We start from the raw sequence: 26,856 nt of genomic DNA, 5'->3' as shown, positions 1-26,856 counted from the left end.
TGATATATGTTACGATAATTTTACAAATAATCTGTCATTTTTTATCGAATTATTACATTTTTATCTTTGTCTAATTCAAAAGTACTACAATTTAATGCAGAAGGAAGTGTAAGAAGGGTGATTAAAAAATTTCTTAATAACAAAAAGCATGAGTCGAAACGTAAAAATAATAAGAAATCATCTAGTAAATTTTCTCTGAAGAACTTTTCAATTCGCGTAAAAATATTAGGGGCATTTGGTTTAATTGTATTTTTATTGTTAATTGGTGCGGGATTTAGTTATCTACAAATGAATGAAATTAGAAGTGAAATGACTACATACTCAGAACAGAGTGAACGAGCTGTCATTGCAACAGATATTGGATCGATTATTCGATCGAAATATATTATCGTTCAAGAAGCTGTTCAAAATAGGGAAGATACATACACAGCATATTATCACCAACAAGATGAACTACTTCAAAGCCATATGAACCACTTAGATGGACGTCTATATTCTCAGCATTCTTTGCAATTATTTAGACAAATCAATTCGCAACTAACTGAATTTGATGAGAAAGTTACACAAATTTCCGATACAATGGGCCCAGCGCAGGTAAGGATGTTAGGAGAGCTCGCTGAATTAAGACATGAAATTATTCAAGATGCACTTGAACTATCAGAAGTTATTTTAGCAGAGGCGAATGAAGCTCAAGCAAGTGCTGAAAGTGTTATAGACTTTAATGTCATTACACTTCTTGCGATGATTGGTTTAATTATCGTGACTGGGTTAGTTTTGTTCACATTTTTAGCGAATATGATCTCTAATTCATTGAGAAGAGTTGTAAAAACAACGGAAGAAGTAAGTAAAGGGAATTTAGCAGTTGCAAAACTAGAATCGGGATCAAAAGATGAAATCGGTAGGATGAGTGAAGCGATAAATGATATGGTTGAGAACTTAAGACGTATGATTACGCAAATTAGCCATACGTCAGAACAAGTAGCGGCAAGTTCTGAACAAATGTTAGCTAGCTCTAATGAAACAAGTAAAGCGACAGAAGAAATTACACAATCGATCCAAGAAGTGTCGAGTGGAGCAGAGAAACAAGTAGAAAAAGCAACAGAAAATGAACAAACAGTTAATGAAATGTCCCAAAGTATTGATCAAATTTCTTCTAGTATACAAGAGGTTAATGAAGCTTCGATTGATTCTGCGCAAAAAGCAGAACACGGAACAGAAGTCATTCATTCAACGGTAGGACAAATGAAAACGATCCATTCATTAACAGAAAAAATAGATACCTCTGTTAATGAACTAGCGGTTCAATCAAATAAAATTGGCTCGATCGTTTCTCTAATAACTGAGGTTGCTGAACAAACGAACTTATTAGCATTAAATGCAGCAATTGAAGCAGCAAGGGCAGGAGAGCACGGTAGAGGTTTTGCAGTTGTTGCTGATGAGGTTAGAAAATTAGCAGAACAAACATCAAATGCAACAAGTGATATTTCTGATATTATTGAAAAAATCCAAGAGGATGTTAAAGAGTCCGTTGTATACACGAATGATGGGAGAAAAGCTGTTGAATCTGGGTTGAATTATGTTGATGAAGCAGGGAAATCGTTCGAAGATCTTTCTCAAGCAATTCATGGTGTTTCAACAAAAATTCAAGGTGTAACAGCGGCTATTCAACAAATTGATGCTGGAGCTGAAGGTGTTTTCGAATCATTGAAAGAAACAACCTCAATTGCACAACAATCTGCGGGCTATACGCAAAATGTTGCTGCATCAGCAGAGGAACAAAATGCTTCGATGGAAGAAGTTAGTACATCGTCTACGCAATTAGCAAAAATGGCTGAAGAATTGCAAGAAGTTGTCAATGAGTTTAAAACATCCTAATGAAACGAGCTTGGAGGATTCTCCAAGCTTCATTTTTTTTTATTTAATCAAAGGAGCATGGAAATGAAACCAATTACTTTTATTGTTATGCGACATGGCCAATCCGTTGCTGACCTGATAGATTGTCATGAAGGGCGTGCAAACCTTCCATTAACTGAACTAGGTGAAAAACAAGTGAAGCGAAGTATTGAGCGAATCATTGAATGTGATAATAAGGTCACGAGAATATATTCAAGCCCTTTAGAGCGTGCTAGAAGAACAGCACAATTCTGTGAGGAAAAAATGAATGTTAAAGTTATCGAGGATGATCGCTTAATGGAATGGAATAATGGCGACTTAGCTGGACTAAAAAAAGATGAAGCAAGGGAAAAGTTCCCGCTACCTAAAGGAGGAAGGCGAGGACACCATACTTATGCAAATACAGAATCTATGATTGAATTTCGTGCACGTTTAGAGTCATTTTTATCTGAACTCATTGAAATACACGAAAAAGCAGGTGGCACAATTTTAATCGTTTGTCACGGTGGAACGATACAAATGCTTTTTCGAAGTTTTTTTCAATTACCTTTTGACTCCAACCAATATGTATTTTCAGGTGACGGTGGATATCATAAATGGAAATTAGATAATACAAAGCGAATCTATTTAGAGCTTTTTCCAGGGCATTGAGTGCCCTTGTTCTCTAACGTAGACAAAGACTTTTTCCACATGTGCCCACACATTATTGTTCGTATAGGCATATGATGGCATTGGTTTAGAGAATAAGGAGGGATACTCTATGTATGATCAAGAACAGTATGAACAAGAAGAGCGAAATGGTGAAGTAGAGTATGTTGCGATGTATGATCCATTTGTCGTTCATACATTACAATCGGTGATGGGGAACAATGTTGTTGTACAAACGACAGAAGGCAGTGTTCGAGGAAAAGTTGCAGATGTAAAGCCAGATCATGTTGTCATCCAAAAAGCAGATGCTTCATTTTTTATCCGTGTACAAGAAATTGTTTGGATTATGCCAAATTAATAAACGCCATCCATCTTTTTACGACAACAAAACGAATTACTTTAAAAGGCCACAGTTACAAGGGCGAGCCCTTGTATGCTGTGGCTTTCTTTATACTAAGTAGGATGGAAATTTAGGGTGTATGATCCCCGTTGTAGTATAAAAATTAAGATTAATAAGGTCACACGACTAAAAATGAGTTGCCGTATTACAACGCTAGCTTTAGCTTACAGGGAATGGTGACGTCGGTATCAGTTTACATTGAGTCATCGTAGACAAAAGTATTCGCTGACATACCTTTCTTTACAAAACTTTAGTATATAACGTGTTGATTATATAAGTGATTGATTATATACTGTGTAGAGTAAGTTTCTAGAGGGGAGGAATAGATATTAGTGGACAACAATCATTTACTCCAATATGTAACATTGTTTAAGTATTTAGGTGATTCAACTCGTTTGAATGTTCTAATGCTATTGAAAGAGGAAGAGCTTTGCGTTTGTGAACTACAAGCAATTTTAACAATCAGTCAACCAGCAGTCAGTCAGCAACTTCGGAAAATGAAAGAAGAAGGCTTACTACTTGTTAGACGACATAATCAATGGCTTTTTTATCGATTGAATGAAGAATACGAACACTACGAATTTTTAATAAACGTATTGAATCAGTTACCTTCACAAGAGGATTCGATTCATACATTAAGAGCCTCAGGTTTAAAGGTGAGTTGTGAACGGATAGGGGGAGAAAGATGACACCAATTATTTTTGCATCAGTGATTTTTTTATTTACTTTAACACTTGTCATTTGGCAACCAAAAGGATTATCGATTGGATGGTCAGCAACAATTGGTGCGGTCCTAGCCCTTCTTGTAGGTGTGGTTGATTTTTACGATGTTGTTGAAGTGACAGGGATTGTCTGGAATGCAACTTTGACATTTATTGCAATCATCATTATTTCATTAATTTTAGATGAGATCGGTTTCTTTGAATGGTCAGCGTTACATATGGCACGGGTAGCGAAAGGCAACGGCGTAAAAATGTTTATTTATGTTTCAATACTAGGATCAGTCGTTGCAGCATTTTTTGCAAATGATGGTGCTGCCCTCATTTTAACACCAATTGTCTTAGCAATGGTTCGTGCGCTACGCTTTAAAGAAGCGATGATTTTGCCATTTATTATGGCAAGTGGATTTATAGCTGATACGACGTCATTACCATTAATCGTTAGTAACTTAGTTAATATTGTATCAGCTGATTTCTTTGGTATAGGATTTATTGAATATGCGACATATATGATTGTTCCGAACTTCTTTGCACTAGGAGCAAGTATTCTTGTTCTTTACTTATATTTTCGAAAAAGCATTCCAAAGACGTATGAAATGGATATGTTAAAAGAACCGAAAGAAGCAATTAAAGATCCCAAAATGTTTAAACTATCTTGGTTCGTTCTAAGCTTACTTCTTGTTGGTTACTTTGCTAGTGAATTCATCTATATTACTGGACCAATCTCAGGTGAGGTAAGAACCTTTCCTGTCTCGTTTGTAGCAGGTGTGATTGCCATTTTCTTTTTGTTCATGGCAAGAAAAAGTCCGGTCGTCAATACAGGAACGGTTATGAAAGGTGCGCCTTGGGCAATCGTTGTGTTTTCAATTGGGATGTATGTGGTCGTTTATGGACTTAGAAATGTTGGGTTAACAGATGTTCTTGCAACGGTACTAGAAGGCGCTGCAGGTCAAGGAATGTTTGTCGCGACAATTTCAATGGGCTTTATCGCAGCGATCTTATCTTCAGTAATGAACAATATGCCAACTGTCATGATCAATGCATTAGCGATTAATGATGCAGCCGTATCTGGACCCATTAAAGATGCGTTTATTTATGCCAATGTCATTGGCTCTGACTTAGGACCGAAAATTACACCGATTGGCTCTTTAGCCACTTTATTATGGCTTCACGTACTAGCACTTAAAGGTGTGAAAATTTCTTGGGGATATTATCTTAAAGTTGGGATTATCTTAACGATTCCAACACTGTTTATAACACTTACAGGGTTGTATTTATGGATGTTATTCATTAGCTAACAGATTTGAAAACGATTTATGAAAAAGGAGTGCTTATGATGGGGAAAAAAGTTGAAATTTTTGATCCGGCATTATGTTGTCCAACTGGGGTTTGCGGGCCGAGTGTTGATCCTGAGTTGACACGTATTTCAAGAATGGTGATGAAACTTGAAAGTGAAGGCTACGACATTGTTCGTTATAATCTAGCACAAGAACCCGATCCGTTTGTAAGCCAAAAAGAAGTCAATGCTCTCTTGGAAAAGAAAGGGCCTGACGCATTACCAGCAACTGTTGTTGATGGCGTACTCGTTAAAGAAGGGTCTTACCCGACAAAAGAGGAATTTGTTAATTGGCTTGGGATTTCCGAAGATCTACTAGCAGTTCATGCACCAAAGAAAAAACTAAACTTCGACATCAATTAATAAAGGGGACTTTCTAATGGAACGGTTAACACCTGAATATATTTCAGGAACGAAACATATTTTTTTCACTGGAAAAGGTGGCGTTGGGAAGACTTCAACAGCTTGTGCCACTGCGGTTGCTATAGCCAATAAAGGTAAAAAAGTATTACTTGTTAGCACAGATCCAGCTTCAAATTTACAAGACGTGTTTGAAACAACGATTAAAAGTCATCCGACAGAAATTGAAGGTGTCCCTAACCTTTATGCAGTTAACTTAGATCCAGAAGAGGCTGCAAGAGCGTATAAAGATAAGATGATTGAACCATATAGAGGAAAGCTACCTGAAGCTGCTTTAAAAAGCATGGAAGAACAACTTTCTGGAGCTTGTACGGTTGAAGTAGCAGCCTTTGATGAATTTACTAACTTATTAGGAGATACTAAAACAACTGACGAATTTGATCATATTTTATTTGATACGGCACCAACCGGGCATACACTAAGGTTATTGCAACTACCAAGTGCTTGGAATAACTTCTTAGAAGAGAACACACATGGAGCCTCTTGCCTTGGACCGTTATCAGGACTAGGAGAAAAGAAAGACTTATATGAAAAAACAGTTGGTACGTTAGCAAACAAAGAAGAAACGACGTTGGTGCTCGTATCTCGCCCAGAATACGGTTCACTTGATGAGGCAAGGCGAGCATCAAAAGAATTACAACAGCTAGGAATGACGAATCAACAAATGATCGTTAATGGGGTATTTGAAAGAAACTCTGAAGATAAGCTAGCAAAGGCTTTGGAAAAGAAGCAGCTAGATGCATTAGATTATCAAAAAAAATGGTTGAATGACTTCCCTTTATATTACTTACCACTCGTACCATACAATTTAACAGGACTTGAGAGTCTTGAAATGATTTTTGACGATGAGAAGAATAGAAAGCGAAATTCTTTTGATGAACCTAATGGCCTTTCATATGATTTACCACCAATAAATTCACTGATTGATCAATATGCGGAAAAAACGAACGGTGTCATTATGACGATGGGGAAAGGTGGAGTAGGAAAAACAACGATGGCAGCGGTTATTGCGATCGGTTTAGCTGAAAAAGGACATCGTGTTCATTTAACAACAACAGATCCAGCTGCTCATTTGCAACACGTTTTGAAAAATCAAGAATCACTGAACAATATTACATTAAGTAATATAGACCCGAAAGCAGAAGTTGAGCGGTACAAACGAGAAGTTCTCGAACGGTTAGATGAAGATTTATCACAAGAAGAAATTGATTATGTAAAAGAAGATTTAGAATCTCCTTGTACAGAGGAAATTGCTGTTTTTCAAGCGTTTGCGAAAGTCGTTGAAAGATCAAAAGAAGAATTTGTTGTCGTCGATACCGCACCAACAGGGCATACGTTGCTACTTCTAGATGCTACACAAAGTTATCATTTAGAAGTCGAACGTTCATCTGGGGATTTACCTGAATCTGTACGAAACTTGTTACCACGGTTACGTGATTCAAATGAAACACATGTTGTTCTCGTCACTTTACCTGAGGCGACACCAGTATTTGAAGCTGAGCGACTCCAAGAAGATCTTAAAAGAGCCCATATTGAACCACAATGGTGGATTATCAATCAAAGCTTCTCTGCAACGAATACTGATGACCCAGTGTTGAGAGGAAGAGCAAATGCTGAACAAAGATGGATCGAAAAAGTGACAAATCATTTAGGTGAAAATACAGTATTAGTTCCTTGGAGTGAGAAAGAAGTTATTGGGCTAGAGATGTTAAAATCAATGATCTAATCATAGAAGACTTGATATGGAAAGCGCAGTTGTGTTGAAAACGACACGGTGCGCTTCTTTTTATTACAGTCCTTTTAAACCACAGGCTCTGCCTGTGTGAAAATAAACCTTTAAGGGTTGTAATAGGAAAAAATCCCCTCTCGTTTATATAATAGAAGTGGCCGCCAAACCAACTTCATAAAACGAGAGGGGATATGCTCATGTCGAGCGACAATAGTTTATCACACACAAGGTGGAATTGTAAGTACCACATTGTGTTTATTTTATGTAGTAACTAGGTGAAGAACGCGTTGAAAGTAGGTAAGTACATCAAGCAACAATAGTGCTAACATCAATCCATTAAATCGTAATCTTTTACATGAACGAACTCAAACCCTCTTTCTCTTAAAAGAGGAATGGCCTTTTTAACCCCTTGAGCTGTACCACTTGAAGGTTGGTTCATATGTAAAAGTGGAATAGAGCCAGGTTCAGATTGTAAAAGGGCATTAGCAACTTGACTAATTGAATAAGTAGCTCCAGCGTCACCGAGGATATCGTAGTTTACAACTTTTAATCCTAAGTCTTCAACGATTTCGACTGCTACTTCATCGTAAAAGGCTGTACCAGATCGGAAAAATCGAGGTGCTTCTCCGGTGAGCTCAATGATTCGTTCTTGGTTAATCATTACTTCATCGATGACTTCTTTTGCAGAAGTAGTTCCTGTAATTCCCCATGCTCCTCGTCCATGTACAGATAGTGGCAAATGGGCTGTACCATGATTTTCGATTGTGAATAACTCATCTTTATGCAATTCAAGGAATATATCTTTGTTTTCTTCGACCCATCTATAATTCACAAAAAGCGTAGCAGGTACTTGTTCATTACGTAAAAACTCAATTAACGCTTCATCATATCCACTTCCGAATGTCCCTCCACAAGCATCAAAGGTTAACGCGATAACTTGATTATCGGTATCAAGTTTATTTTTGACACCTGTCACTTGTTCCCCCCATTCAGAAGCACTTAAATCCGTACCTTCCCATTTATTTTTTACAGCATCGACATCAATTTGTTCTAGGTTGTTATCTTTAGTAAGCCAATCATTTAAAAGTGGGTCTCTCTTCTTATTTAATTGTTCTAAATCTGTCACAAAAAGTTGATTGTTACTATTAAATGGAACGTTCGTTACGATATAAACGATGATAACGGTGATAGTAAATAGTGGAAAAAATATTTTAATGGATGAGCTCAAGTTTATTCCTCCTGTAATCCTTCAATGTATCTCATGATTGATTCACATTAATTGTAGCCTAATTCTACGCTTTTTTGACAAAAACGTTATCAAAAAAGGGGGATTTTGTCGAATTCAAATTTTCTTATATTTAGAGGTTTTAACATCTACCACCTAATAGACTGTGAGTAACATCACAGATTTTTTTTCTCACTCATTTTACCATATGACTACAGCACACTTTGGCTATACAAGTTGAACTGTGCGAGAGGGGCGAAGGGGGTGTGCTCAATGAGACTAAGTTGTCCTGAAGAATATCCGGTCACATTGTTTGTGAACGGGAAAGAATTATCAACATATCAGCTTACTAAGCATGATTTAATCGATTGGACATACGGTCATTTATTTTCAGAAGGAATTATTAATTCGAGAAATGATATTAAGAAAGTTCATCAATCTGAGGGGATCGTTTCAGTGATTCTTAAAGAGTCCGTTGACTTTACGTCGACAGAGAAGAAAAAGAAGCATCGCACGTCCGGTTGCGGAAATGGTGTTACGTTTTTTTCGATGTCTGATGTGAAAAAACTACCGAAAGTTGATACAGATCTTCAGCTTTCATTGACTTACTTATTAAAGAAACGCCATGAGTTTGCAAAAGCATCCACGATGTATAACGAAACAGGTGGAATGCATGGAGCTTGTATCGTAAAAAGAAGTGGAGAAATCGTTGTTCGCGAAGATATCGGTAGACATAATGCAGTAGACAAAATAATTGGCTATGCATTGCGAAATAACTTGAATCCGCGTGAACTCGTTTTGTTAACGACGGGAAGAGTTTCTTATGAGATGTTGGCCAAGTCTGCAAGATTCGGCTTTGGTATTATTGGAAGTCGAACGGCTGCAACAAAGCAAGCTGTGCAGCTAGCAAATTATTTAGGAGTCGAAGTCGTAGGTTATATTCGTGGCAGAATGTCTCTTGTATATACGAAACACGGAAAGGTTTATAACGACTTGACAGCGGTTTCATCAACTTAATTTTTCGCGAATAAGGGAGTTCCTACAAATGTAGGACAACCCATTATTCATAGATTGCACAATGTAAGCGAGGGGGAGTTTTTCATGTTTGATGTGACGAGAAGACAGTTTCTAAAACTGTCTGGGGCAACTGCAGCGACACTCGCTGTTGTTGAATTAGGATTTGACCCACATAAAGCAAAAGCGAAGTCACGTGAACTGAAAACAGCAAACACAGAAGTAACACCGACAATATGTCCTTATTGCTCTGTAGGCTGCGGAATTTTAGTTCATGTAAAAGACGATGATGTGGTGTATACGGAGGGGGATCCGGATCATCCAATTAACAAAGGTTCTTTATGTAGTAAAGGGACATCAATCAGACAATTATATACGTCTGAACGTCGAGTGAAAAAACCAATGTATCGCGCTCCAGGAAGCGATAAATGGGAAGAAAAAGAATGGGATTGGGTACTAGAACGTATTGCGAAAAATATTAAGAGCACGCGTGATGAGAATTTTGTTACCCATGAAAATGGTATTCCTGTTAATCGCACAGAAGCAATTGCAAGTTTAGGCGGAGCGGCACTTGAAAATGAAGAATGTTACTTAATTCAAAAGTTAATGCGCGGGCTTGGTTCAACATTTATTGAGCACCAAGCGAGGATATGACACTCCTCAACGGTTGCCGGTCTGGCACCAAGTTTTGGTCGTGGCGCAATGACAAATCATTGGAATGATATTCAGCATAGTGATTGTATGATGGTTATCGGAGGTAACCCTGCTGAAAATCACCCAATTAGTATGAAATATGTTCAAAAAGCAAAGGATCGTGGCGGAAAGTTAATTACCGTTGATCCGCGCTATACAAGAACTGCACAAATGTCTAACAACTACGCACCGATGCGTTCAGGGACAGACATTCCTTTCATTGGCGGACTCATAAATTATGCGTTAGAAAATGGGTTATACCATGAGGAATACGTGAAGCAGTATACAAATGCAACATATATTGTCAAAGAAGACTTCGAGTTTAATGATGGCTTGTTTTCTGGTTATGACGAGGAAACAAGAAGTTATGACAGAAGCTCTTGGACATTTGAAACTGATGAAGAAGGCAACATCGTGACAGATGAGACGATGACGCATCCTCGTTCTGTGTTCCAACTTATGAAGAATCATTATTCTAGATATGATGTTGAAACGGTTTGTGCAGTAACAGGTACACCTGAAAAGGATTATGTGGACATTGCAAAAACGTTTTGTGGCACAAGTGATCCAAATAAAACAGGAACAATAATGTATGCAATGGGGACAACTCAGCATACTGTAGGATCACAAAATGTTCGAAGCTACGCAATTATTCAGCTTTTACTTGGAAACGTGGGACGCCCTGGAGGCGGTGTAAACGCCCTTCGTGGCGAATGTAATGTACAAGGTTCAACAGACTTTGCTTTACTATTCCACTTAATGCCAGGTTACATCGGAGCACCAACCGCAAGTGAAAACCATAAGTCACTTGCTGCGTACAACAAAAATGAAACACCTGAATCTGGGTATTGGTCAAACAAACCGAAGTTTTTAGCAAGCTTACTTAAAGCTTACTACGGGAAAAATGCAACAAAAGAAAATGACTTTTTGTATGATTACTTCCCTAAAAACACAAGAAACTCCTCACATATTGCACTCTTTGAAGCAATGTACGAAGGAGACATTAAAGGGCTATTAGTTTGGGGACAAAACCCAGTAGTCGGTGGTCCTAACGTTCGAAAAGAAAAGAAAGCGATGGAAAACCTCGACTGGCTCGTATGTTTAGATTTATGGGAGACAGAAACGGCCTCGTTTTGGAAGGATAAAGCCGGAAGTGACCCAGCTAGTATCAATACAGAAGTCTTTATGCTGCCAGCGTGTGGACCATACGAAAAAGAAGGATCGGTCACAAACAGTGGAAGATGGATGCAATATCGTTGGCAAGCACTAGAGCCTAAAAATGATTCCCGTTCTGATGCATGGTTTGCACATAATATAACGAGAAAGTTGAAAGAGCTTTACAAAAATGACCAAAGTGAGATTGCCAAACCATTTAAAGCATTAGATTGGAACTTTGGTGAAACGGATTATCCTGAAGTTGACCTTATTGCTCGTGAAATTAATGGTTATGACTTAACAACAGGTAAAACGATTACTAGTTTTGCTCAATTGAAAGACGATGGGACAACAACAAGTGGAAACTGGATTTACTCTGGTTTTTATCCAGATGCAGATCCTTCTGAAGACAAGAATATGTCGAAAAACCGTGACAACGAAGATACGGGGATGGAAAACTATTTGAACTGGTCGTATTCATGGCCAATGAACCGCCGTATCTTATATAACCGTGCGTCAGCTACACCAGAAGGAAAACCGTGGAATAACAAGAAAGAGGTCATTTGGTGGGATGCACTAGCTGGAAGTTGGACAGGGCATGATGTTCCTGACTTTGGTGCAACTGTCGCTCCAAAAGATCAAGGAGGGAAAAATCCGTTTATTATGCTACCAAATGGTGTAGGCAGCTTGTTTACAGATGGTACTGCAGACGGACCATTCCCAGAGCATTATGAGCCGTATGAAAGCCCAGTGCCAAATGCATTTAGTTCCGTTCAATTAAACCCAGCCGTATACATTTGGAAAGGTAAAGGTAACGAAAGAGGAGATCGCACCGAATTCCCGATTGTTGCTACGACTTATCGTCTTACGGAACATTGGCAGTCAGGCTCAATGACAAGAAACTTAGAGTGGCCGTCAGAGTTAATGCCACATATGTTCGTTGAAATTAGTGAAGAGTTAGCGAAACAAAAAGGAATCAAAGCGAAAGACCGTGTCATCATTAAATCAGCCCGAGCAGAGATTGAAGCGTATGCGATGATTACGAAGCGATTTAAACCGTATAAAATTCGAGGCCAGGAAGTTCATCACGTTGGAATGCCTTGGCATTACGGATATGAAGGAATCGCAACTGGATCGATTGCAAACTATTTAACGCCTCATATTGGCGATGCAAACACGATGATCCCAGAGTATAAAGCGTTTCTCTGTGATGTAAGGAGGGCTGAAGGATGAGTTATGCAAAGTTTGTTGATGTAACAAGATGTACCGCCTGCAGAGCTTGTATGGTAGCTTGTAAAAACTGGAATGACTTACCGGTTAATCCACAAGAGTTTTCCGGAACTTATCAATCGCATGAAAAGTGTGACGGTGAGACGTGGAACGTTTTACAAATGAAGGAACATGAAACAGCAAGCGGTGGTTTTGAATGGTTATTCCGTCACCAATCATGTATGCATTGTGAAGATGCGGCTTGTATGAAAGTTTGTCCTGAAGGGGCAATTGAAACAAAGCAGTTTGGTAACGTTGTTATCGACCAAGAAAAGTGTGTCGGTTGTACGTACTGTGTACAAAATTGTCCATTTGGTATTGTTGAACTCGCTTCTTATGTGAATGAAGATGGTGAAACAAAACAACGAGCACAAAAATGTACATTATGTAATGATCGTCTCGAAGAAGGGCTAATGCCAGCGTGTGCAGATATTTGTACAATGGATGCGATTGTATTCGGTTCGAAAGAAGAAATGATGAAGCTTGCAAAAGAACGTTTAGCAGAAGTGAAAGACCGTTTTCCGAATGCACAAATCTATGATCCACAAGGTGTTGGAGGCACACATACATTTTATTTACTAGCAGATCGACCATCTGTTTATGATCTTCCTGAAAATCCAACAGTTCCAACGTCAGCTGTCGTTTGGAAAGATTACGCTCAACCGATAGGAAAAGCGATGTTAGGAATGACAACGATGGCAGTTCTTACAGGGTATGTGACCAATAAGCTCTTCAATAAAGATGGGCATGGCGAAGGAGGGGACGATCATGAAACAACAAACGAATGAACCGACCGTTAAACGTTTTTCCAAGTGGGTCATTTTCGCCCATTGGACAAATGCTGTTGCCTTTTTTGCCTTGTATATTACGGCATTACCGCTTTATACAGACTTTTTCCATTGGTTGTATCCATTATTAGGTGGACCAGAAAATGCAAGATTGTTACACAGAATTTTTGCAGTGATATTCATCCTACCGCCACTTCTCGTCTTACTATTTGACCCGAAAAGTTTATTCCATTGGGTTAAACAGACGTTAACGTGGAGAAAGAACGATTTTAAATTTTTCTTAGCTTTTCCAAAGGAGTTTTTTGGTGGAAAAGCGAAGATACCTAAACAAGGGTTCTTTAACGCAGGGGAAAAATTAAATTCACTTTTAACGATTATATGTGCCATTCTATTAATCGGTTCAGGAGTGGTCATGTGGGCTCCAGGTGCTTTCTCTACAACTGTTGTTCAATGGGCGTACCCGATTCATAATATTGCTTTCGGGCTTGCGATGGCAGTAGTCGTCGGACATATTTTCTTAAGTATCGGTCACCCAAACTCGAAGCCTTCAATGAAAGGGATGACGAAAGGTGACGTTAGCGTGAAGTATGCAAAAGAGCACCACGGTGAATGGTACGATGAGCTCGTAAAAGAAGGGAAGATTAAGAAGGATAAAGGGGCATAAGGAAAGGTTTCATGCTTTCATTCTTAATATGATAAAAATAAAAAAGGCTGTCCATCTTCGGGCGGCCTTTCCCAAAAATTGATTAGTAGATAAGCATATTGGAAACATGCTTAACATATCGAAGAAATGAGGGGGGAGTAAGATGAATCCAAATGTTGTTTCAGAAGAGTATTTAAATCTGCAAAAAGGGATTATGGCAGTACAAAAAGAAGTTCGACAAGTCGTTGAACAAAAGATCAACATTGCGGTTGATCTTGACGATTATAACCGAACGATCCCGGTCTTGCCTCAACTTAAGACAAGTCCGGTACCTGTTCCGCTGTACAAAGAAGCGGTTACTAAAATTACTTCTTATTTGCAGGAAGAACATCCTGCGATTGCTGAAGACTTAAATAAGATGGAGCAAGGATTATCCGATGAGGAGTTGCAAAGTTGGATCAAAGAAGCAATTACGTTTAATACCTTTTACTTCCAAGATCTTTCTGAAAAAAGAGAGGTAGCGCCTTGGTTACCGCATTTTGTTGCTGAACAAGCATTACGTCCGTTTATGCAAGTATTAAGCAAAGCATTTCAGTCACACTTAGATGAGTGGAGTGTGATGGGAACGTGTCCATGTTGCGGTGAACCTCCACGACTTGCAAAGATCGGAAATAAAGGGGAAAAACAGATGCAATGCCCTCGCTGTGAGTCTGAATGGAAAGAAAAACGACTCGCATGCGTGCATTGTGGTGAAGACAGACACGAACATCTTTTTTATGTAACATTAGAAGAAGATGAGAAAGTGAAAATCGAAGTATGTAAAACATGTTCTAACTATTTAAAACTTATTGATACGAAGAAAACGTTTATCAAAAAAGAAGCAGCACTCCTTGATTTAGAGACCATTCATCTAGATTTTATCGCCCAAGAGGAAGGGTACGGAGATGAATCGGACGGACAACCGGTGTAGTTAAGGTACGAAAGGCGGGTCTATTGTGGAAGATATCACGGGTGTCATACTAGCAGGTGGGAAATCGAGCAGAATGGGAAAAAACAAAGCATTACTCCCAGTAAACGGTATGACGAACATCGAACGAATGAAAAACGAATTAGAACAATTAACGACGGATGTCGTCATTGCTGCAAATGATAAAGAAACGTATCAGTTTTTAAATAAAAAAATCATTTCAGATGTTTATGCTGGGAAAGGCCCTCTTGCTGGGATTCATGGCTCTCTAGCTGAATCTAAAACAAAATGGAACCTCTTTATCGCATGCGATATGCCTTTCTTTTCCACAGATATAGCAAGTTATTTAATCGAAAAAACTAGGAACTCAAAGCTTGACGGGATCGTTCCTATGATTGATGGTAGGATTCACCCATTATACGCCGTATATAAAACAGAATCTGTAACGCTTTTTGAAGACTGTTTAAAAAAAGATCAGTTGAGAATCAGAGATGCTTTGAGTCAGTTAAAGGTCGAATATGTAACAAAAGAAGAGCTGGTGGATACCGGTATTAATGCAGAAGAAATTGAGAAAGCCTTTTACAATATGAATCATCCAGAAGAATACGATTGGGTGATAGAACAATTAAAGAAAAATGGTTGTTAAAACTATATGGGTAGACATTCATGCGAAGTTATTTTCGCCACCATGTCGCATGAAAATTGATTTAGATTGAGACATGAAAATATTTTTTTATTTATAGATATGTTTGACAGCTTGTGCGAGACTCCAACGGGAAAAGCGCGAGCCGGAAATCACCCAAAACGAACTTAATGAGTTTTGGGAAGTTGAGGCCGTGCCCGTGGAATGCGAGCACATTTGCAGTCAAACATAAGCAATATTTTTAGGGTAGAGTCCTAAATCTAGCAAAAGTTAAGAAGGTGGAGAGACGATGAAATTTTTTCGAGTACAATCAGTAGAAAAAATGACGCAAATCATGGATGAAAATATTAAATCTACAAATCAAATAGAAGAGGTACCGATCCATGGTGCTCTTCACCGAGTGCTAGCCGAGGACGTATTAGCAAACGAAGATGTACCGCCATTTTCTCGTTCTGTCGTTGACGGATATGCTGTCGTTGCAAAAGATACATTCGGGGTAAGTGAATCAATGCCAGGATTTTTGCAATATATCGGTGAAGTTGAAATGGGTAAAGGTGTCGATAAAAAGGTTCGACAAGGAGAAGCGATGTATGTGCCGACAGGGGGAATGCTCCCACCAGGCGCAGATGCTGTTGTTATGATCGAAGATTGCGAAGTGAACCGAGATTTAGTCAACGTACAGCGCTCTGTTGCAAAAAATGAAAATGTCATTTTTCAGGGAGAGGACGCAACAAAAGGAGACCTATTGTTACGGAAGGGAAAGCGGCTTCGTGCTCAAGAACTTGGTGCAATAGCTTCAATGGGTTACACAAATGTAAAAGTGAAAAAACAGGTTACTGTCGGTTATTTATCATCAGGTGATGAAATTGTACCTCATGAAGAAGAGGAAATTAGTGGGGGGCAAGTACGTGATGTAAATGGTGTAACAATTCCTGTTTTATCAGAGCAGTGGGGTTATAATGCTGTCGTCAGTTCGATTGCAAGAGACGACTACGATGACTTTTATGAGAAGGCAAAAGCACTATTTGAAACTTGTGACGCTGTCGTGATCTCAGGAGGAAGCTCAGTTGGAACGAGAGATTATACAACAGATGTTATCGAAGCATTAGGTGACGGCGATCCAGGCATTTTAGCACACGGGGTTTCTGTTAAGCCGGGGAAACCTACGATCTTTTCGATGTCATCAAATAAGCCGATTCTAGGGTTACCGGGGCACCCAGCTTCAGCGATGGTTATTTATCAATTGTTCGGAAAACGAATGTTGTCGAACTTGCAAGGAGAAGACCAGCTTCCAACACCAACTGTCACTCGTGGTGTTGTTTCGCAAAATATCCCATCAGCACCAGGAAGAACGGATTATATACGTGTAAAACTAACAAAGCAAGATGATGGGCGATTTGAAGCAGTTCCCGTCTTAGGAAAATCAGGTCTTGTAAAAACGCTCGTTGATAGTGATGGCCTTTTAGAAATTGAAGAGAAAAAAGAAGGCGTTAGAAAAGGTGAAGACGTTCCAATTCATCTTTTTACTTAAAGAAAGTGTGGAGTAGGTAAGGGAGATATAAATAGAGATAGATAGAAATAGAGATAGATATCTGAACATGAGAAATTGTGGGCGTACGTGGAATGATCGCACACAAGTCGAGATAATCGCACGTGAGAAGGAATGATCACACGCAAGACAGGATGATCACACGCAAGACAGGATGATCACACGCAAGACAGGATGATCACACGCAAGACAGAATGATCACACACGAGAAAAATGAACGCACTGGAGAATGAGAAACTGAATGGGAGGAGCAGTTGAGCAAATGGGATATGAAAGGACGATTTATTTAGAAGACAAACCAAGAAAAGTTGCACAACAAGAATGTCTACATCTTGCTGAATTCAAAAGGAAAACGGAAACAATTTCAGTGACAGAAGCGGGAGGAAGAGTGACAGCAAAGCCTATCTATGCCCATATGTCGAACCCGCACTTTCATGCATCTGCAATGGATGGCATTGCCGTATTAGCTGAAAAAACAGAAGACGCCCATGAATCGAATCCTATTCATTTAAAAGAAGGTACAGACTTTGTCTATGTTGATACAGGAAATGTAATTCCACATGGATATAATGCGGTTATTATGATAGAAGATGTCAATGAGGTTGAACCAGGAATATTAGAAATTGTTGCACCAGCGACTCCTTGGCAACGCATTCGCCCGATCGGTGAAGATATCACATACGGAGAAATGCTGCTTCCACAAGGTCATACGATTCGACCGGTCGATATTGGTGCTCTTCTAGCTTCTGGTCAAACAACGGTTTCTGTTGTGAAAAAACCCGTTGTCCATATCCTTCCTTCAGGAAATGAGCTCGTTTCTCCAGGTGAACCTATAAAACCAGGAAACATTATTGAGTTTAACGGTTCCATTTTTTCCGAATTCGTAAAAGAATGGGGCGGCGAACCTCAGCTTCAACCCATTGTTCAAGATAACCCTGAAGATATACGAAAAGCGCTAATTAAAAGTACAGAAGAAGCGGATATCGTGGTCATTAATGCTGGATCTTCAGCCGGATCAAAAGATTATACCGTTCACATTATGAGAGAACTAGGTGAAGTCATCACTCATGGAATTGCAACAAGGCCAGGAAAACCTATGAGTGTAGGGAAGATAAATGGAACGATTGTTGTCGGGGTACCAGGCTATCCAGTAAGTGCGTGCTTGACGTTAGAATGGTTCGTTCAGCCATTAGTGTGCGATTATTTACAAACGCCTATCAAAAAACGAGAAACGATTAAAGTAAAAGCTGGCCGACGCATTGTATCAAATATGGGTTCGGAAGATTTTGTTCGTGTTCATATCGGTAAAGTGGACGGAGAATATGTTGCCAACCCATTAACGAGGTCAGCAAGTGTAACGATGTCATTAGTAAAAGCGGATGGTTTATTAGTTATTCCAGCAGAGCACTTAGGAGTCGAACAAGGTGAGGAAGTTGAAGTTGAATTGTATAAGTCATTGCCTGAAATTGATTCAGCTACCTTGTTTTCCGGAAGTCATGACCTCTGTATCGATGTACTCTCATCAATGCTTAAAGAACAGGATGCGACAGCACAAATTACTGCAAGCCACACAGGAAGTATGGCAGGATTGATGGCGATTAAACGGAAAGAAGCACATATGGCTGGCGTACATTTGTTAGACCCTGAAACAGGTGTTTATAATATATCGTATTTAGAGAGGTTCCTTCACGGTGAAGATGTCGTCTTGCTTCCGTTTTTAAAAAGAGAGCAAGGGTTAATCGTTCCGAAAGGTAATCCACTAAACATTCAAGGCGTTCGTTGTTTGGCTGAAAAAAATTCAGTGTATGTAAACAGACAACGTGGTGCTGGAACTCGTATACTTTTTGATCATTTATTAAATGATCAAGGGATTGAACCTGACGAAATTACAGGCTATGATCGTGAAATGTTTACACATTTAAGTGTTGCAGCTGAAGTAAGAATGAGTGAAAGAAATGTCGGAATGGGCATCTATTCAGCGTCCAAAGCGATGGATCTTGACTTCATTCCTATTGGAGACGAGTCATATGATTTAGTGATGCGTACGTCTTTCTTAGAAAGTGAGCAAGGCCAAAACTTACTAAATGTCATAAAAAGTGAAGTGTTTAAACAAAATGTAGAACGTTTAGGCGGATATAAAGTCCAAGAAAATATTGAACCGTATTACTTAGCAAAAGTTTAAAAAATAGACATTGTTTTTTGTCAAAAACTCGTGTAATTTAAACGTAGGAGGTGCGTTATTTATGCTTTCAAACATCGGAATTCCAGGCTTAGTTTTAATTCTCGTCATCGCACTAATTATTTTTGGACCGAAAAAGCTACCTGAAATGGGAAGAGCTGTCGGGCAGACGTTAAAAGAATTTAAGAAATCAACAAAAGAATTAACAAATGAAGTTACAGAACCAATTGACGATATAAAAAATGAAGCAAAAAAAGTGACAGAAGATAAATAATAAGAGTAAACGTCTGGTAAAGGGGAACCCCTTAATCAGGCGTTTTTCTATTGTGTGAATGATCACCACTTCATATGGTGCCAGGCACCTGGGAAAAGAATGGGATTTGATGGTAGGGCACGTATTTTATACATTGTTATACAAGGTTGGGCAAGGGGATCAGTTACAGGATTCGTGACTGTTTGTGTTTTCAACGACGTGTGGTTGTCTGACCTTGCTTTTCCTTGATATTATGGGATATTGCTTGAGTTTTGAATCCTGCAAAAATGAGTCTGATTCACGTGACCCGGACTCAATGTTGTAGGACTCAATCCATGAATAAACAGGTGTAATAATGAATATGAAATCTCGTTAAGTGTATAAAAATACAAATATAATCCTAAATTAAAATCATCCATCATATTTTACTTTCAAACATCGTACAATAAAAAAACATCACTAAATATTTTGACACTTTTTATGATAAGTGTTATGATCTTCATCAACTTCATATTTTTACAAATGTCAAAGAAATTCTTTATCAAGAGAGGCGGAGGGACTGGCCCGACGAAGCCCGGCAACCAGCATGGTATCAATACGATTCAACCATATCATGCAAGGTGCTAATTCCTGCAAAGCAAATTAGCTTTGGGAGATGAGAATGATCCATTTTGTTTTGACAAAATGGCCGCTCAAACATTCATTCACTGATCCCTTTGCTATAACACTTAGCAAAGGGATTTATGTTACATTTTCCATTTTTGCTAAAAAATCTAATAAAAGTTGTTGACGGTAATGCATTAAAGTGTTAATCTTTTAACAAGTTAATCAATAAAAATAATTCAAAAAAATAAAAATATAATTCTCTTATCAAGAGAGGTGGAGGGACTGGCCCGATGAAGCCCGGCAACCAGCATAAATGTGATGTATTATTTACATCCCATATGCAAGGTGCCAATTCCAACAAAGCAGTTGCTTTGAAAGATGAGAGAGGGATCTTTGTCATACATAAGTCTCTCTGTCTCTTTCAGGCAGAGGGACTTTTTTAGTGAAAAAATGATGAATGATGATTAGGAGGTGACAAGGTGAAAGTCAAGCAAAAAACCAACATAACAACTGGTACCGTTACGCTTCCAAAAATCAAGCTCGATTCTGGAGTTGAACTTATAAATGTCACCTTAGCATATGAACGGGCAGGACCTCCAAATGGTGAAACGATTCTTGTCTGTCATGCACTTACTGGAAATCAACATACAGTAGGGACTGAAGATCAGCCAGGTTGGTGGCGAGGATTAATTAATGATCAAAGCTTTATTGATATTCAAACATATGAAGTGATAACGTTTAATGTTTTAGGAGGGTGCAACGGATCGACGGGTCCAACTTCAACAAATCCTTTAACGAGGGAAACTTACAAAGGTGATTTTCCATTTATTACTATACGAGATATTGTTCGAGCTCAACAATTGGCATTACAACAATTAAACATTAACAAATTAAAAGCTGTGATCGGTGGCTCTTTAGGAGGAATGCAAGCACTTGAATGGGCAGTCATGTACCCGGACTTGATTGATCAAGTGATCGTATTAGCTGCCACGCCATCGTTAAGTGATTACGGCATAAGCTATAATGCAATCGCAAGAAAAGCAATTATCGATGACCCAAATTGGAACGGTGGGAACTACACGGATCAAGCCTTTCCGGAAAATGGATTTGCAACCGCTCGAATGATCGGGATGATTACGTATCGATCGGACGGTCTTTTTAACCAAAGATTTCATCGGGACCAAAGAGACGCTTGGGGAAAACGTCACGATGAAATTGCTTATCAAGTAGAGTCTTATCTCCTATATCAAGGAGAAAAATTCACAAAACGTTTTGATCCAAACAGCTACTTGTATTTACTAAAAGCTATGGATCACCACGACTTAGAATATCGAAGAGGGCCACTTACTGAAGTGCTCAGTCGCTTTAAAAAAAATGTTCAGTTAATTGCATTTCAAGGAGATTTACTTTATCCTCCTGATGAAATGAAAAGACTTGCTAATGTGTGGGAAAAAGCTGGTGCTAACGTTCAGTTTCAGGGCATTCAAACGGCCTTTGGTCATGACGGGTTTTTAACCGAATTTGAAAAATGGGGTGAGACCATTCAAAAAACATTACAAAAATAAATAATGAACACAACTCTTATAAAGAGTGGCAGAGGGACTGGCCCGATGAAGCCCGGCAACCACAAAGGACCTTACTTTGGAAGGTGCCAAATCCTGCAAAATGACAGCGTTCATTTTGAGAGATAAGAGAAAGGACACGAGATCACGTCAACCTTTCTCTTATCGCGAAAGGTTTTTATTTTTGGCTCTTTTCGTAAACTTTGTTGCTATTTTTAAAAAGATTGGTTGAGTGAAAGGCGGCGATTCCAGCGCCGAGCGTAGCATTATAAATAAGCTGCGAGTTGTCTCGACGGACAAAGCTGCATAGCGTTGCTCGCAGAGGAAGAGACAGGAAACATATTGGCTGAAGCGTTGCCCACGGCAAAGAAGACACTGTGAATTCGAAAGAAGTGAAGAATGAACAGATGTCGCACTTGTGCCTAGAGGTGCAAAGAAGACACTGTGAATTCGAACGAAGGGAAGAATAAACAGATGTCGCACTTGTGCTCTGGAGTGAAAGCGCCCGTCTGTAACGTAAACCAAGCCTGAAAGATTTCTCAAAAACAACAATCTATGCGAAAAGAGCCTTATTTTTAGATAGCTTGTAAAGAGAACGAAGTGAATTTAAAAGGACAATCGCATTTCTACCCATGATTAAACTTATTTCAGGATAGAATCTTTAAAAAATTAGGAGGAATGACAAATGAGTAACAATCAAAACTTTGAAACTTATAACTTAGAAACAGTGGCTTTACACGGAGGGCAGGCACCAGATCCAACGACAGGTTCACGAGCTGTCCCGATTTATCAAACGAGTTCATACGTTTTCCATGATACGGATCATGCAGAAAGTCTTTTTTCACTTGATGAGCCTGGTAACATTTATAGCCGTATTGGAAATCCGACTGTCGACGTTTTTGAAAAACGAATTGCCCTATTAGAAGAAGGAGTCGCATCTGTTGCAACAGCGTCAGGAATGGCCGGCATTGCACTATCCATTTTTAACATTGCAAGTGCTGGCGATGAAATTGTTGCAGCAACAAACCTTTATGGTGGTACGTACAATTTGTTTTCGATCACTTTACCACGATACGGAATTAACGTTCGTTTTGTAGATCCAACAGACCCACAAAACTTTAAAGATGCGATTAATGACAAAACGAAAGCTGTTTTTGCTGAAACGATTGGAAACCCGAGTCTCCACGTTTTAGACATTGAAGGAGTCGCTGATGTTGCGCATGAAGCAGGAATTCCACTCATTATTGATAACACGTTTGCAACACCTTATGTGTGTAAGCCGATCGCTCTAGGAGCAGACATCGTCATTCACTCCGCAACAAAATGGATTGGTGGTCATGGAACATCGATTGGTGGAGTGGTTGTTGATGGTGGACGATTTAACTGGCAGTCAGAAAAGTTTCCGCAATTTACAGAGCCAGATCAAAGCTACAATGGCGTTGTTTACGCAAAAGATTTCGGAACATTAGCATTTGCCACAAAATTTAGAGTTCAGTTACTCCGTGACTTTGGGGCTTGCTTAAGTCCATTTAACGCTTTTCAGCTATTACAAGGATTAGAAACACTTCACCTTAGAGTAGAGCGACACAATGAAAATGCGTTAAAACTTGCGAAGTATTTAGAAGATCATCCTGCAGTAGAATGGGTTGCTTACCCAGGTTTAGAATCTCACCCGTCGCATGAATTAGCGACTGAAGTATTACAGCACGGTTATGGATCAATCGTTAACTTTGGTATTAAAGGCGGCCGTGAAGCAGGAAGAACACTTATTGACAACATTTCACTTTGGTCACATTTAGCAAATGTCGGGGATGCGAAGAGTTTAATCATTCATCCAGCAACGACGACACACCAGCAATTATCTGCTGAGGACCTTGTGACAACAGGGGTAACAGAAGACCTTGTCCGTCTATCTGTTGGAATCGAAAACGTGGAAGATTTATATAAAGACTTAGATCAAGCTTTGCAAAAAGCGACCGGTCAAGGAAACGCAAACAATAAAGTAATTAACGATGAAGGGGTTATTAAGTGGGCACTCGGCACACCTAATCTGACAGAAACAAAAAATGGCGAAGAAGTGCAGCGTCAAAAAACGTTAGCGATCGTCGGACTTAGTTCCAACCCAGCGCGTCCAAGTCACCGTCTTGCTCGTAAAATGCAAAGACTTGGCTATAAAGTGATACCAGTAAACCCTCGCGAAACTGAAGTGTTAGGAGAAAAAGCGTATCCAGATCTAAAAAGTATTGAAGGTCCAATTGATATTGCACAAATTTTTAGAAGTCCTGATGCAGCAGTGGAACTTGCAAAAGAAGCCGCTGTCGTTCAGCCGAAAATCTTTTGGTTACAAGAAGGAGTTGTTTCAGAAAAGGCAGCTGTTATAGCAAAAGAATCAGGAATTGATGTTGTGCATAACCGCTGCACATATAAAGAGGCCCAACGATTAAGAGGGACGATTTCCACATTTGCATGTGAAATATAAGAATTTAACGTAGAGGAGAGATGAAGATGATAACACGAAAGCATATATTATTCCTTTTCATTACTGTTTTCACTTTACTGATCACCGCAGCATGTAGCTCCTCTACGTCAGGAGCAGACGAAGGATTACCAAGTGAAATCACGTTAGATTATGCCTATTATTCACCGACTAGTTTAGTAGTGAAAGAGTTTGGTTGGTTAGAAGAAGAATTTGCAGAAGAGGGCGTAGAAATTGAATTTGTTTTAAGTCAAGGGAGCAATCGAGCACTTGAATTTTTAAACAGTAATAGCATTGATTTTGGCTCAACAGCTGGAGCGGCAGCCCTTATGGCTAAAGGAAACAATGCAGCGATAAAAAATGTTTATATTTACTCTCAGCCAGAGTGGACGGCACTAGTGACATCGCCTGAGTCAAACATTCAATCGATCGAAGATTTAGCAGGAAAAACAGTTGCTGCAACGCTTGGAACTGACCCTTACATTTTCTTAGTTCGCGCGTTAAATGAGCACGGTTTAACAGTAGATGATGTGGAAGTTATCAACTTACAACATAGTGATGGGGCGAATGCTTTAGCAACAGGTCAAGTCGAAGCATGGGCAGGTCTTGACCCTCACATGGCTCGTCAAGAATTAGAAACAGGTGCTGAGTTGTTTTTTAGGGAAACGAGTTTTAATACGTACGGTTTTTTGAATGTGCGAGAGCAGTTTGCTGAAGATTATCCAGAAGTAGTTGAAAGAGTCATCGAGGTTTATGAAAAAGCGCGTAAATGGGTGTTAGAAAACCCAGAAGAAACGGTTGAAATAATGGCAAAAGAAGCACAAATGGATGAGTCAGTTGCAGATTTACAGCTTGAAAGAAATAACTTTGCAAATCCTATTCCTGGAAGTGAGCATGTCGACAGTTTGACAGAAGCGGGCCTAGTTTTACAAGAAGCAGGTGTCATGGATGAGGAGCATGATATCGAGAAGTTAGTCGAGTCATTAATCGATCCTGCATTTGCTGAAAATGTCATTGACTAAAAAGGAGGAGTGAAAATGGGGATTCCTCAAGAGGAAATTCGTGAAAAACAAACGGAAAAACAAGCAAACATAAAAAAGGGCGTTCAAGGAAAAGGGCGATCCACAAAGAGAGCATCTTGGGGAACTCTCAGTTTATCTCTTCTTTTTCCAACGGTTCTTCTCTTGTTTTGGGAGCTAGGGACGAGGTTTGGGTTTGTTAACTCAAATCTCTTTCCAGCCCCTACGACAATTCTCGGTACAATTTGGTCGATGGGAGTAGATGGTAGTCTTTGGCAGCATACTGGAATTACCCTTTATCGTATTTTTTGGGGCTTTATATGGGGCACGCTCATTGCAGTTGTAATCGGTTCGGTCGTTGGGATGAGTAAAAAAGCAGAGACAATCGTTGATCCGTCCGTTCAAGCACTTAGAGCCATTCCATCATTAGCTTGGGTCCCTTTATTTATTTTATGGCTTGGCATTGGGGAAGGTTCAAAAGTCACATTGATCGCTGTCGGTGTGTTTTTCCCAGTTTATTTAAATGTCATCGGTGGGATCCATTCTGTTGATAGAAAGCTCATTGAAGTAGGTAAAGCATACGGGTTATCGACGTTCCAACTCGTTCGCAGAATCATTTTACCGGCATCGCTACCTTCATTTTTTATTGGATTGAGAAGTGGTCTTGGGCTTGGCTGGATGTTTGTTGTTGCCGCGGAATTGATGGGAGCAAGTCAAGGGTTAGGGTACTTACTCGTTCTCGGCCAAAACACGCTACAGCCTGAAGTCATTCTAGCAAGTATCATCTTATTTGCGATTCTCGGAAAAGTAACGGATACGGTTTTAAAGAAGTATCAAACAAAAGCATTACATTGGCAAGATCAAATGGAAAATGCAAACGCGAAATAACGAAGAGGGGGCATTCTAGTGAGCTTATCAGTAGAAAATGTGAGCCGAAGCTTTAAAGGGGATATTGCGGTGACAGATGTATCTTTTCAAGCTGAAAAAGGTGAAATCGTTGGTTTGTTAGGAACGAGTGGCTGTGGGAAAAGTACGATTTTACGTGCGATCTCTGGATTAGATACCGGATACGATGGAACAATTCGAATCGATGGAAAAAAGAAACGGTCTGTCACAAAAGATCTCGGCATCATTTTTCAAGAGCCACGCCTCATGCCTTGGTTAACCGTTCTCGAGAACGTTTGTTTCGGTTTAGAAGGTGAAAAAGAAGCAAAGAAGGAAAAAGCGATCAAACTATTAAAACAAGTTGGCTTAAATGGGTTTGAACACTACTATCCGAAGCAACTGTCAGGTGGGATGGCCCAAAGAACAGCCATTGCAAGAGCACTAGTAACTGAGCCATCAACATTACTTTTAGATGAACCATTTAGTGCGTTAGATGCGTTTACGAAAATTCAACTGCAAAATATGCTTCTTGATTTGTGGGGGAGTTATCGTCCAACAATGGTTATTGTCACACATGATATTGATGAAGCTTTGGCACTTTGTGATCGGATTATCGTTTTAAAAGGTCAACCAGGTGTCGTTTATGAAAACCTCACGATTCGCAAGCAAAAACCACGTTCCAAGACGGATACAGAGTTAGTAAAAATAAAAGAGAAAATTTTAAAAGCGTTAGAAATTGAAAAGAAAGCTGAGGAACCTACTCAGAAGGCGCTTTAATCAGTTTA

At 39.4% G+C, this 26,856-nt stretch carries 22 protein-coding genes, 2 pseudogenes and 3 riboswitches; of the genes and pseudogenes, 23 read left to right on the top strand and 1 reads right to left on the bottom strand.

The genetic code is table 11. The features are described from left to right. Window positions 1-288: 288 nt before the first annotated feature. From LGQ02_RS21540 to LGQ02_RS21590, 9 genes and pseudogenes are all read left to right on the top strand, one after another. Window positions 289-885, top strand: a pseudogene (locus LGQ02_RS21540) (hypothetical protein); the annotation flags it as partial. 18 nt (window positions 886-903) lie between these two features. Further along, complete coding sequence (locus LGQ02_RS21535) at window positions 904-1,875, top strand: methyl-accepting chemotaxis protein (RefSeq protein ID WP_404802432.1); 972 nt, start codon at window positions 904-906, stop codon at window positions 1,873-1,875. 63 nt (window positions 1,876-1,938) lie between these two features. Then, the gene (locus LGQ02_RS16365; protein ID WP_226515408.1) at window positions 1,939-2,544 is read left to right on the top strand and encodes a histidine phosphatase family protein; all 606 of its coding nucleotides are present in this window, start codon (window positions 1,939-1,941) and stop codon (window positions 2,542-2,544) included. A gap of 109 nt (window positions 2,545-2,653) precedes the next feature. Then, window positions 2,654-2,899 (top strand): YuzF family protein, encoded by a 246-nt coding sequence (locus tag LGQ02_RS16360; protein ID WP_226515407.1) that lies wholly within the window; start codon window positions 2,654-2,656, stop codon window positions 2,897-2,899. Between the two features lie 374 nt (window positions 2,900-3,273). Then, on the top strand, window positions 3,274-3,630 hold the full coding sequence (locus LGQ02_RS16355; protein ID WP_226515406.1) for an ArsR/SmtB family transcription factor: 357 nt from the start codon (window positions 3,274-3,276) through the stop codon (window positions 3,628-3,630). Then, entirely contained in the window at window positions 3,627-4,958 is a 1,332-nt protein-coding gene (locus tag LGQ02_RS16350) for an arsenic transporter (protein WP_319003480.1), read from the top strand. Before LGQ02_RS16355 ends, LGQ02_RS16350 begins: the two co-directional genes overlap by 4 nt. 35 nt (window positions 4,959-4,993) lie before the next feature. After that, window positions 4,994-5,359, top strand: coding sequence for an arsenite efflux transporter metallochaperone ArsD (gene arsD / locus LGQ02_RS16345; RefSeq protein WP_319003479.1), 366 nt, complete (start codon window positions 4,994-4,996; stop codon window positions 5,357-5,359). Window positions 5,360-5,375: 16 nt separating this feature from the next. Next, window positions 5,376-7,142 carry an arsenical pump-driving ATPase gene (gene arsA / locus LGQ02_RS16340; RefSeq protein WP_226515405.1) on the top strand — a complete coding sequence of 589 codons (1,767 nt, stop codon included), beginning with the start codon at window positions 5,376-5,378 and terminating at the stop codon, window positions 7,140-7,142. A 200-nt stretch (window positions 7,143-7,342) separates the two neighbouring features. After that, a pseudogene (locus LGQ02_RS21590) lies at window positions 7,343-7,405 on the top strand (IS200/IS605 family transposase); the annotation flags it as partial. 68 nt (window positions 7,406-7,473) lie between these two features. Here LGQ02_RS21590 and LGQ02_RS16335 read toward each other — a convergent pair. Beyond that, window positions 7,474-8,373 carry a polysaccharide deacetylase family protein gene (locus tag LGQ02_RS16335; RefSeq protein ID WP_226515404.1) on the bottom strand — a complete coding sequence of 300 codons (900 nt, stop codon included), beginning with the start codon at window positions 8,371-8,373 and terminating at the stop codon, window positions 7,474-7,476. A gap of 270 nt (window positions 8,374-8,643) precedes the next feature. Here LGQ02_RS16335 and fdhD point away from each other — a divergent pair, with 270 nt between their 5' ends. The 14 genes from fdhD to LGQ02_RS16265 all read left to right on the top strand — a co-directional run bounded on the left by fdhD (window position 8,644) and on the right by LGQ02_RS16265 (window position 26,848). After that, window positions 8,644-9,387 carry a formate dehydrogenase accessory sulfurtransferase FdhD gene (gene fdhD / locus LGQ02_RS16330; protein ID WP_226515403.1) on the top strand — a complete coding sequence of 248 codons (744 nt, stop codon included), beginning with the start codon at window positions 8,644-8,646 and terminating at the stop codon, window positions 9,385-9,387. Between the two features lie 84 nt (window positions 9,388-9,471). Next, window positions 9,472-12,465, top strand: coding sequence for a formate dehydrogenase-N subunit alpha (gene fdnG, locus LGQ02_RS16325; protein ID WP_226515402.1), 2,994 nt, complete (start codon window positions 9,472-9,474; stop codon window positions 12,463-12,465). Beyond that, window positions 12,462-13,289: a 4Fe-4S dicluster domain-containing protein gene (locus LGQ02_RS16320; RefSeq protein ID WP_226515401.1), complete on the top strand. Its 828-nt coding sequence runs from the start codon at window positions 12,462-12,464 to the stop codon at window positions 13,287-13,289. Before fdnG ends, LGQ02_RS16320 begins: the two co-directional genes overlap by 4 nt. After that, complete coding sequence (locus tag LGQ02_RS16315; RefSeq protein WP_226515400.1) at window positions 13,270-13,953, top strand: formate dehydrogenase subunit gamma; 684 nt, start codon at window positions 13,270-13,272, stop codon at window positions 13,951-13,953. Before LGQ02_RS16320 ends, LGQ02_RS16315 begins: the two co-directional genes overlap by 20 nt. A 142-nt stretch (window positions 13,954-14,095) precedes the next feature. Then, window positions 14,096-14,902, top strand: a complete 807-nt coding sequence (locus LGQ02_RS16310) for a formate dehydrogenase accessory protein FdhE (protein WP_226515399.1) — start codon at window positions 14,096-14,098, stop codon at window positions 14,900-14,902. A gap of 25 nt (window positions 14,903-14,927) precedes the next feature. Continuing rightward, complete coding sequence (mobA, locus tag LGQ02_RS16305) at window positions 14,928-15,545, top strand: molybdenum cofactor guanylyltransferase (protein WP_226515398.1); 618 nt, start codon at window positions 14,928-14,930, stop codon at window positions 15,543-15,545. A gap of 286 nt (window positions 15,546-15,831) precedes the next feature. After that, the gene (locus LGQ02_RS16300) at window positions 15,832-17,073 is read left to right on the top strand and encodes a molybdopterin molybdotransferase MoeA (RefSeq protein ID WP_226515397.1); all 1,242 of its coding nucleotides are present in this window, start codon (window positions 15,832-15,834) and stop codon (window positions 17,071-17,073) included. Window positions 17,074-17,332: 259 nt separating this feature from the next. After that, window positions 17,333-19,273 carry a molybdopterin biosynthesis protein gene (locus LGQ02_RS16295; RefSeq protein WP_226515396.1) on the top strand — a complete coding sequence of 647 codons (1,941 nt, stop codon included), beginning with the start codon at window positions 17,333-17,335 and terminating at the stop codon, window positions 19,271-19,273. A 61-nt stretch (window positions 19,274-19,334) separates the two neighbouring features. Then, a complete protein-coding gene (locus tag LGQ02_RS16290) occupies window positions 19,335-19,544 on the top strand; it encodes a twin-arginine translocase TatA/TatE family subunit (protein ID WP_226515395.1) in 210 nt (69 codons plus the stop codon). Between the two features lie 514 nt (window positions 19,545-20,058). Then, window positions 20,059-20,185, top strand: a riboswitch (SAM riboswitch). Window positions 20,186-20,387: 202 nt separating this feature from the next. Beyond that, a riboswitch (SAM riboswitch) is annotated at window positions 20,388-20,514 on the top strand. A gap of 94 nt (window positions 20,515-20,608) precedes the next feature. After that, window positions 20,609-21,694, top strand: a complete 1,086-nt coding sequence (gene metX / locus LGQ02_RS16285) for a homoserine O-acetyltransferase MetX (RefSeq protein WP_226515394.1) — start codon at window positions 20,609-20,611, stop codon at window positions 21,692-21,694. Window positions 21,695-21,707: 13 nt separating this feature from the next. Next, window positions 21,708-21,823, top strand: a riboswitch (SAM riboswitch). A gap of 553 nt (window positions 21,824-22,376) precedes the next feature. After that, on the top strand, window positions 22,377-24,170 hold the full coding sequence (locus LGQ02_RS16280) for a PLP-dependent aspartate aminotransferase family protein (RefSeq protein ID WP_226515393.1): 1,794 nt from the start codon (window positions 22,377-22,379) through the stop codon (window positions 24,168-24,170). Between the two features lie 26 nt (window positions 24,171-24,196). Next, window positions 24,197-25,189 (top strand): aliphatic sulfonate ABC transporter substrate-binding protein, encoded by a 993-nt coding sequence (locus LGQ02_RS16275; RefSeq protein WP_226515392.1) that lies wholly within the window; start codon window positions 24,197-24,199, stop codon window positions 25,187-25,189. 15 nt (window positions 25,190-25,204) lie between these two features. Continuing rightward, entirely contained in the window at window positions 25,205-26,074 is an 870-nt protein-coding gene (locus tag LGQ02_RS16270) for an ABC transporter permease (protein WP_226515391.1), read from the top strand. An 18-nt stretch (window positions 26,075-26,092) separates the two neighbouring features. After that, window positions 26,093-26,848 (top strand): ABC transporter ATP-binding protein, encoded by a 756-nt coding sequence (locus tag LGQ02_RS16265; RefSeq protein ID WP_226515390.1) that lies wholly within the window; start codon window positions 26,093-26,095, stop codon window positions 26,846-26,848. Window positions 26,849-26,856 lie beyond the last annotated feature (8 nt).

Origin of the sequence: Bacillus shivajii, from assembly GCF_020519665.1 — a bacterium.
GTDB lineage: Bacteria > Bacillota > Bacilli > Bacillales > Salisediminibacteriaceae > Bacillus_CA > Bacillus_CA shivajii.
This window is presented reverse-complemented; position numbering and strand designations above follow the sequence as displayed.

What these genes read in the sequence shown, in the direction of transcription:
- LGQ02_RS16320 (WP_226515401.1), top strand. Translation starts at nt 12,462, where the DNA reads ATGAGTTATGCAAAGTTTGTTGATGTAACAAGATGTACCGCCTGCAGA.
- LGQ02_RS16275 (WP_226515392.1), top strand. Translation starts at nt 24,197, where the DNA reads ATGATAACACGAAAGCATATATTATTCCTTTTCATTACTGTTTTCACT.
- LGQ02_RS16310 (WP_226515399.1), top strand. Translation starts at nt 14,096, where the DNA reads ATGAATCCAAATGTTGTTTCAGAAGAGTATTTAAATCTGCAAAAAGGG.
- LGQ02_RS16365 (WP_226515408.1), top strand. Translation starts at nt 1,939, where the DNA reads ATGAAACCAATTACTTTTATTGTTATGCGACATGGCCAATCCGTTGCT.
- arsA (WP_226515405.1), top strand. Translation starts at nt 5,376, where the DNA reads ATGGAACGGTTAACACCTGAATATATTTCAGGAACGAAACATATTTTT.
- LGQ02_RS16360 (WP_226515407.1), top strand. Translation starts at nt 2,654, where the DNA reads ATGTATGATCAAGAACAGTATGAACAAGAAGAGCGAAATGGTGAAGTA.
- LGQ02_RS16295 (WP_226515396.1), top strand. Translation starts at nt 17,333, where the DNA reads ATGGGAGGAGCAGTTGAGCAAATGGGATATGAAAGGACGATTTATTTA.
- LGQ02_RS16350 (WP_319003480.1), top strand. Translation starts at nt 3,627, where the DNA reads ATGACACCAATTATTTTTGCATCAGTGATTTTTTTATTTACTTTAACA.
- fdhD (WP_226515403.1), top strand. Translation starts at nt 8,644, where the DNA reads ATGAGACTAAGTTGTCCTGAAGAATATCCGGTCACATTGTTTGTGAAC.
- LGQ02_RS21535 (WP_404802432.1), top strand. Translation starts at nt 904, where the DNA reads ATGAGTGAAGCGATAAATGATATGGTTGAGAACTTAAGACGTATGATT.
- LGQ02_RS16280 (WP_226515393.1), top strand. Translation starts at nt 22,377, where the DNA reads ATGAGTAACAATCAAAACTTTGAAACTTATAACTTAGAAACAGTGGCT.
- LGQ02_RS16300 (WP_226515397.1), top strand. Translation starts at nt 15,832, where the DNA reads ATGAAATTTTTTCGAGTACAATCAGTAGAAAAAATGACGCAAATCATG.
- arsD (WP_319003479.1), top strand. Translation starts at nt 4,994, where the DNA reads ATGATGGGGAAAAAAGTTGAAATTTTTGATCCGGCATTATGTTGTCCA.
- LGQ02_RS16290 (WP_226515395.1), top strand. Translation starts at nt 19,335, where the DNA reads ATGCTTTCAAACATCGGAATTCCAGGCTTAGTTTTAATTCTCGTCATC.
- LGQ02_RS16270 (WP_226515391.1), top strand. Translation starts at nt 25,205, where the DNA reads ATGGGGATTCCTCAAGAGGAAATTCGTGAAAAACAAACGGAAAAACAA.
- LGQ02_RS16315 (WP_226515400.1), top strand. Translation starts at nt 13,270, where the DNA reads ATGAAACAACAAACGAATGAACCGACCGTTAAACGTTTTTCCAAGTGG.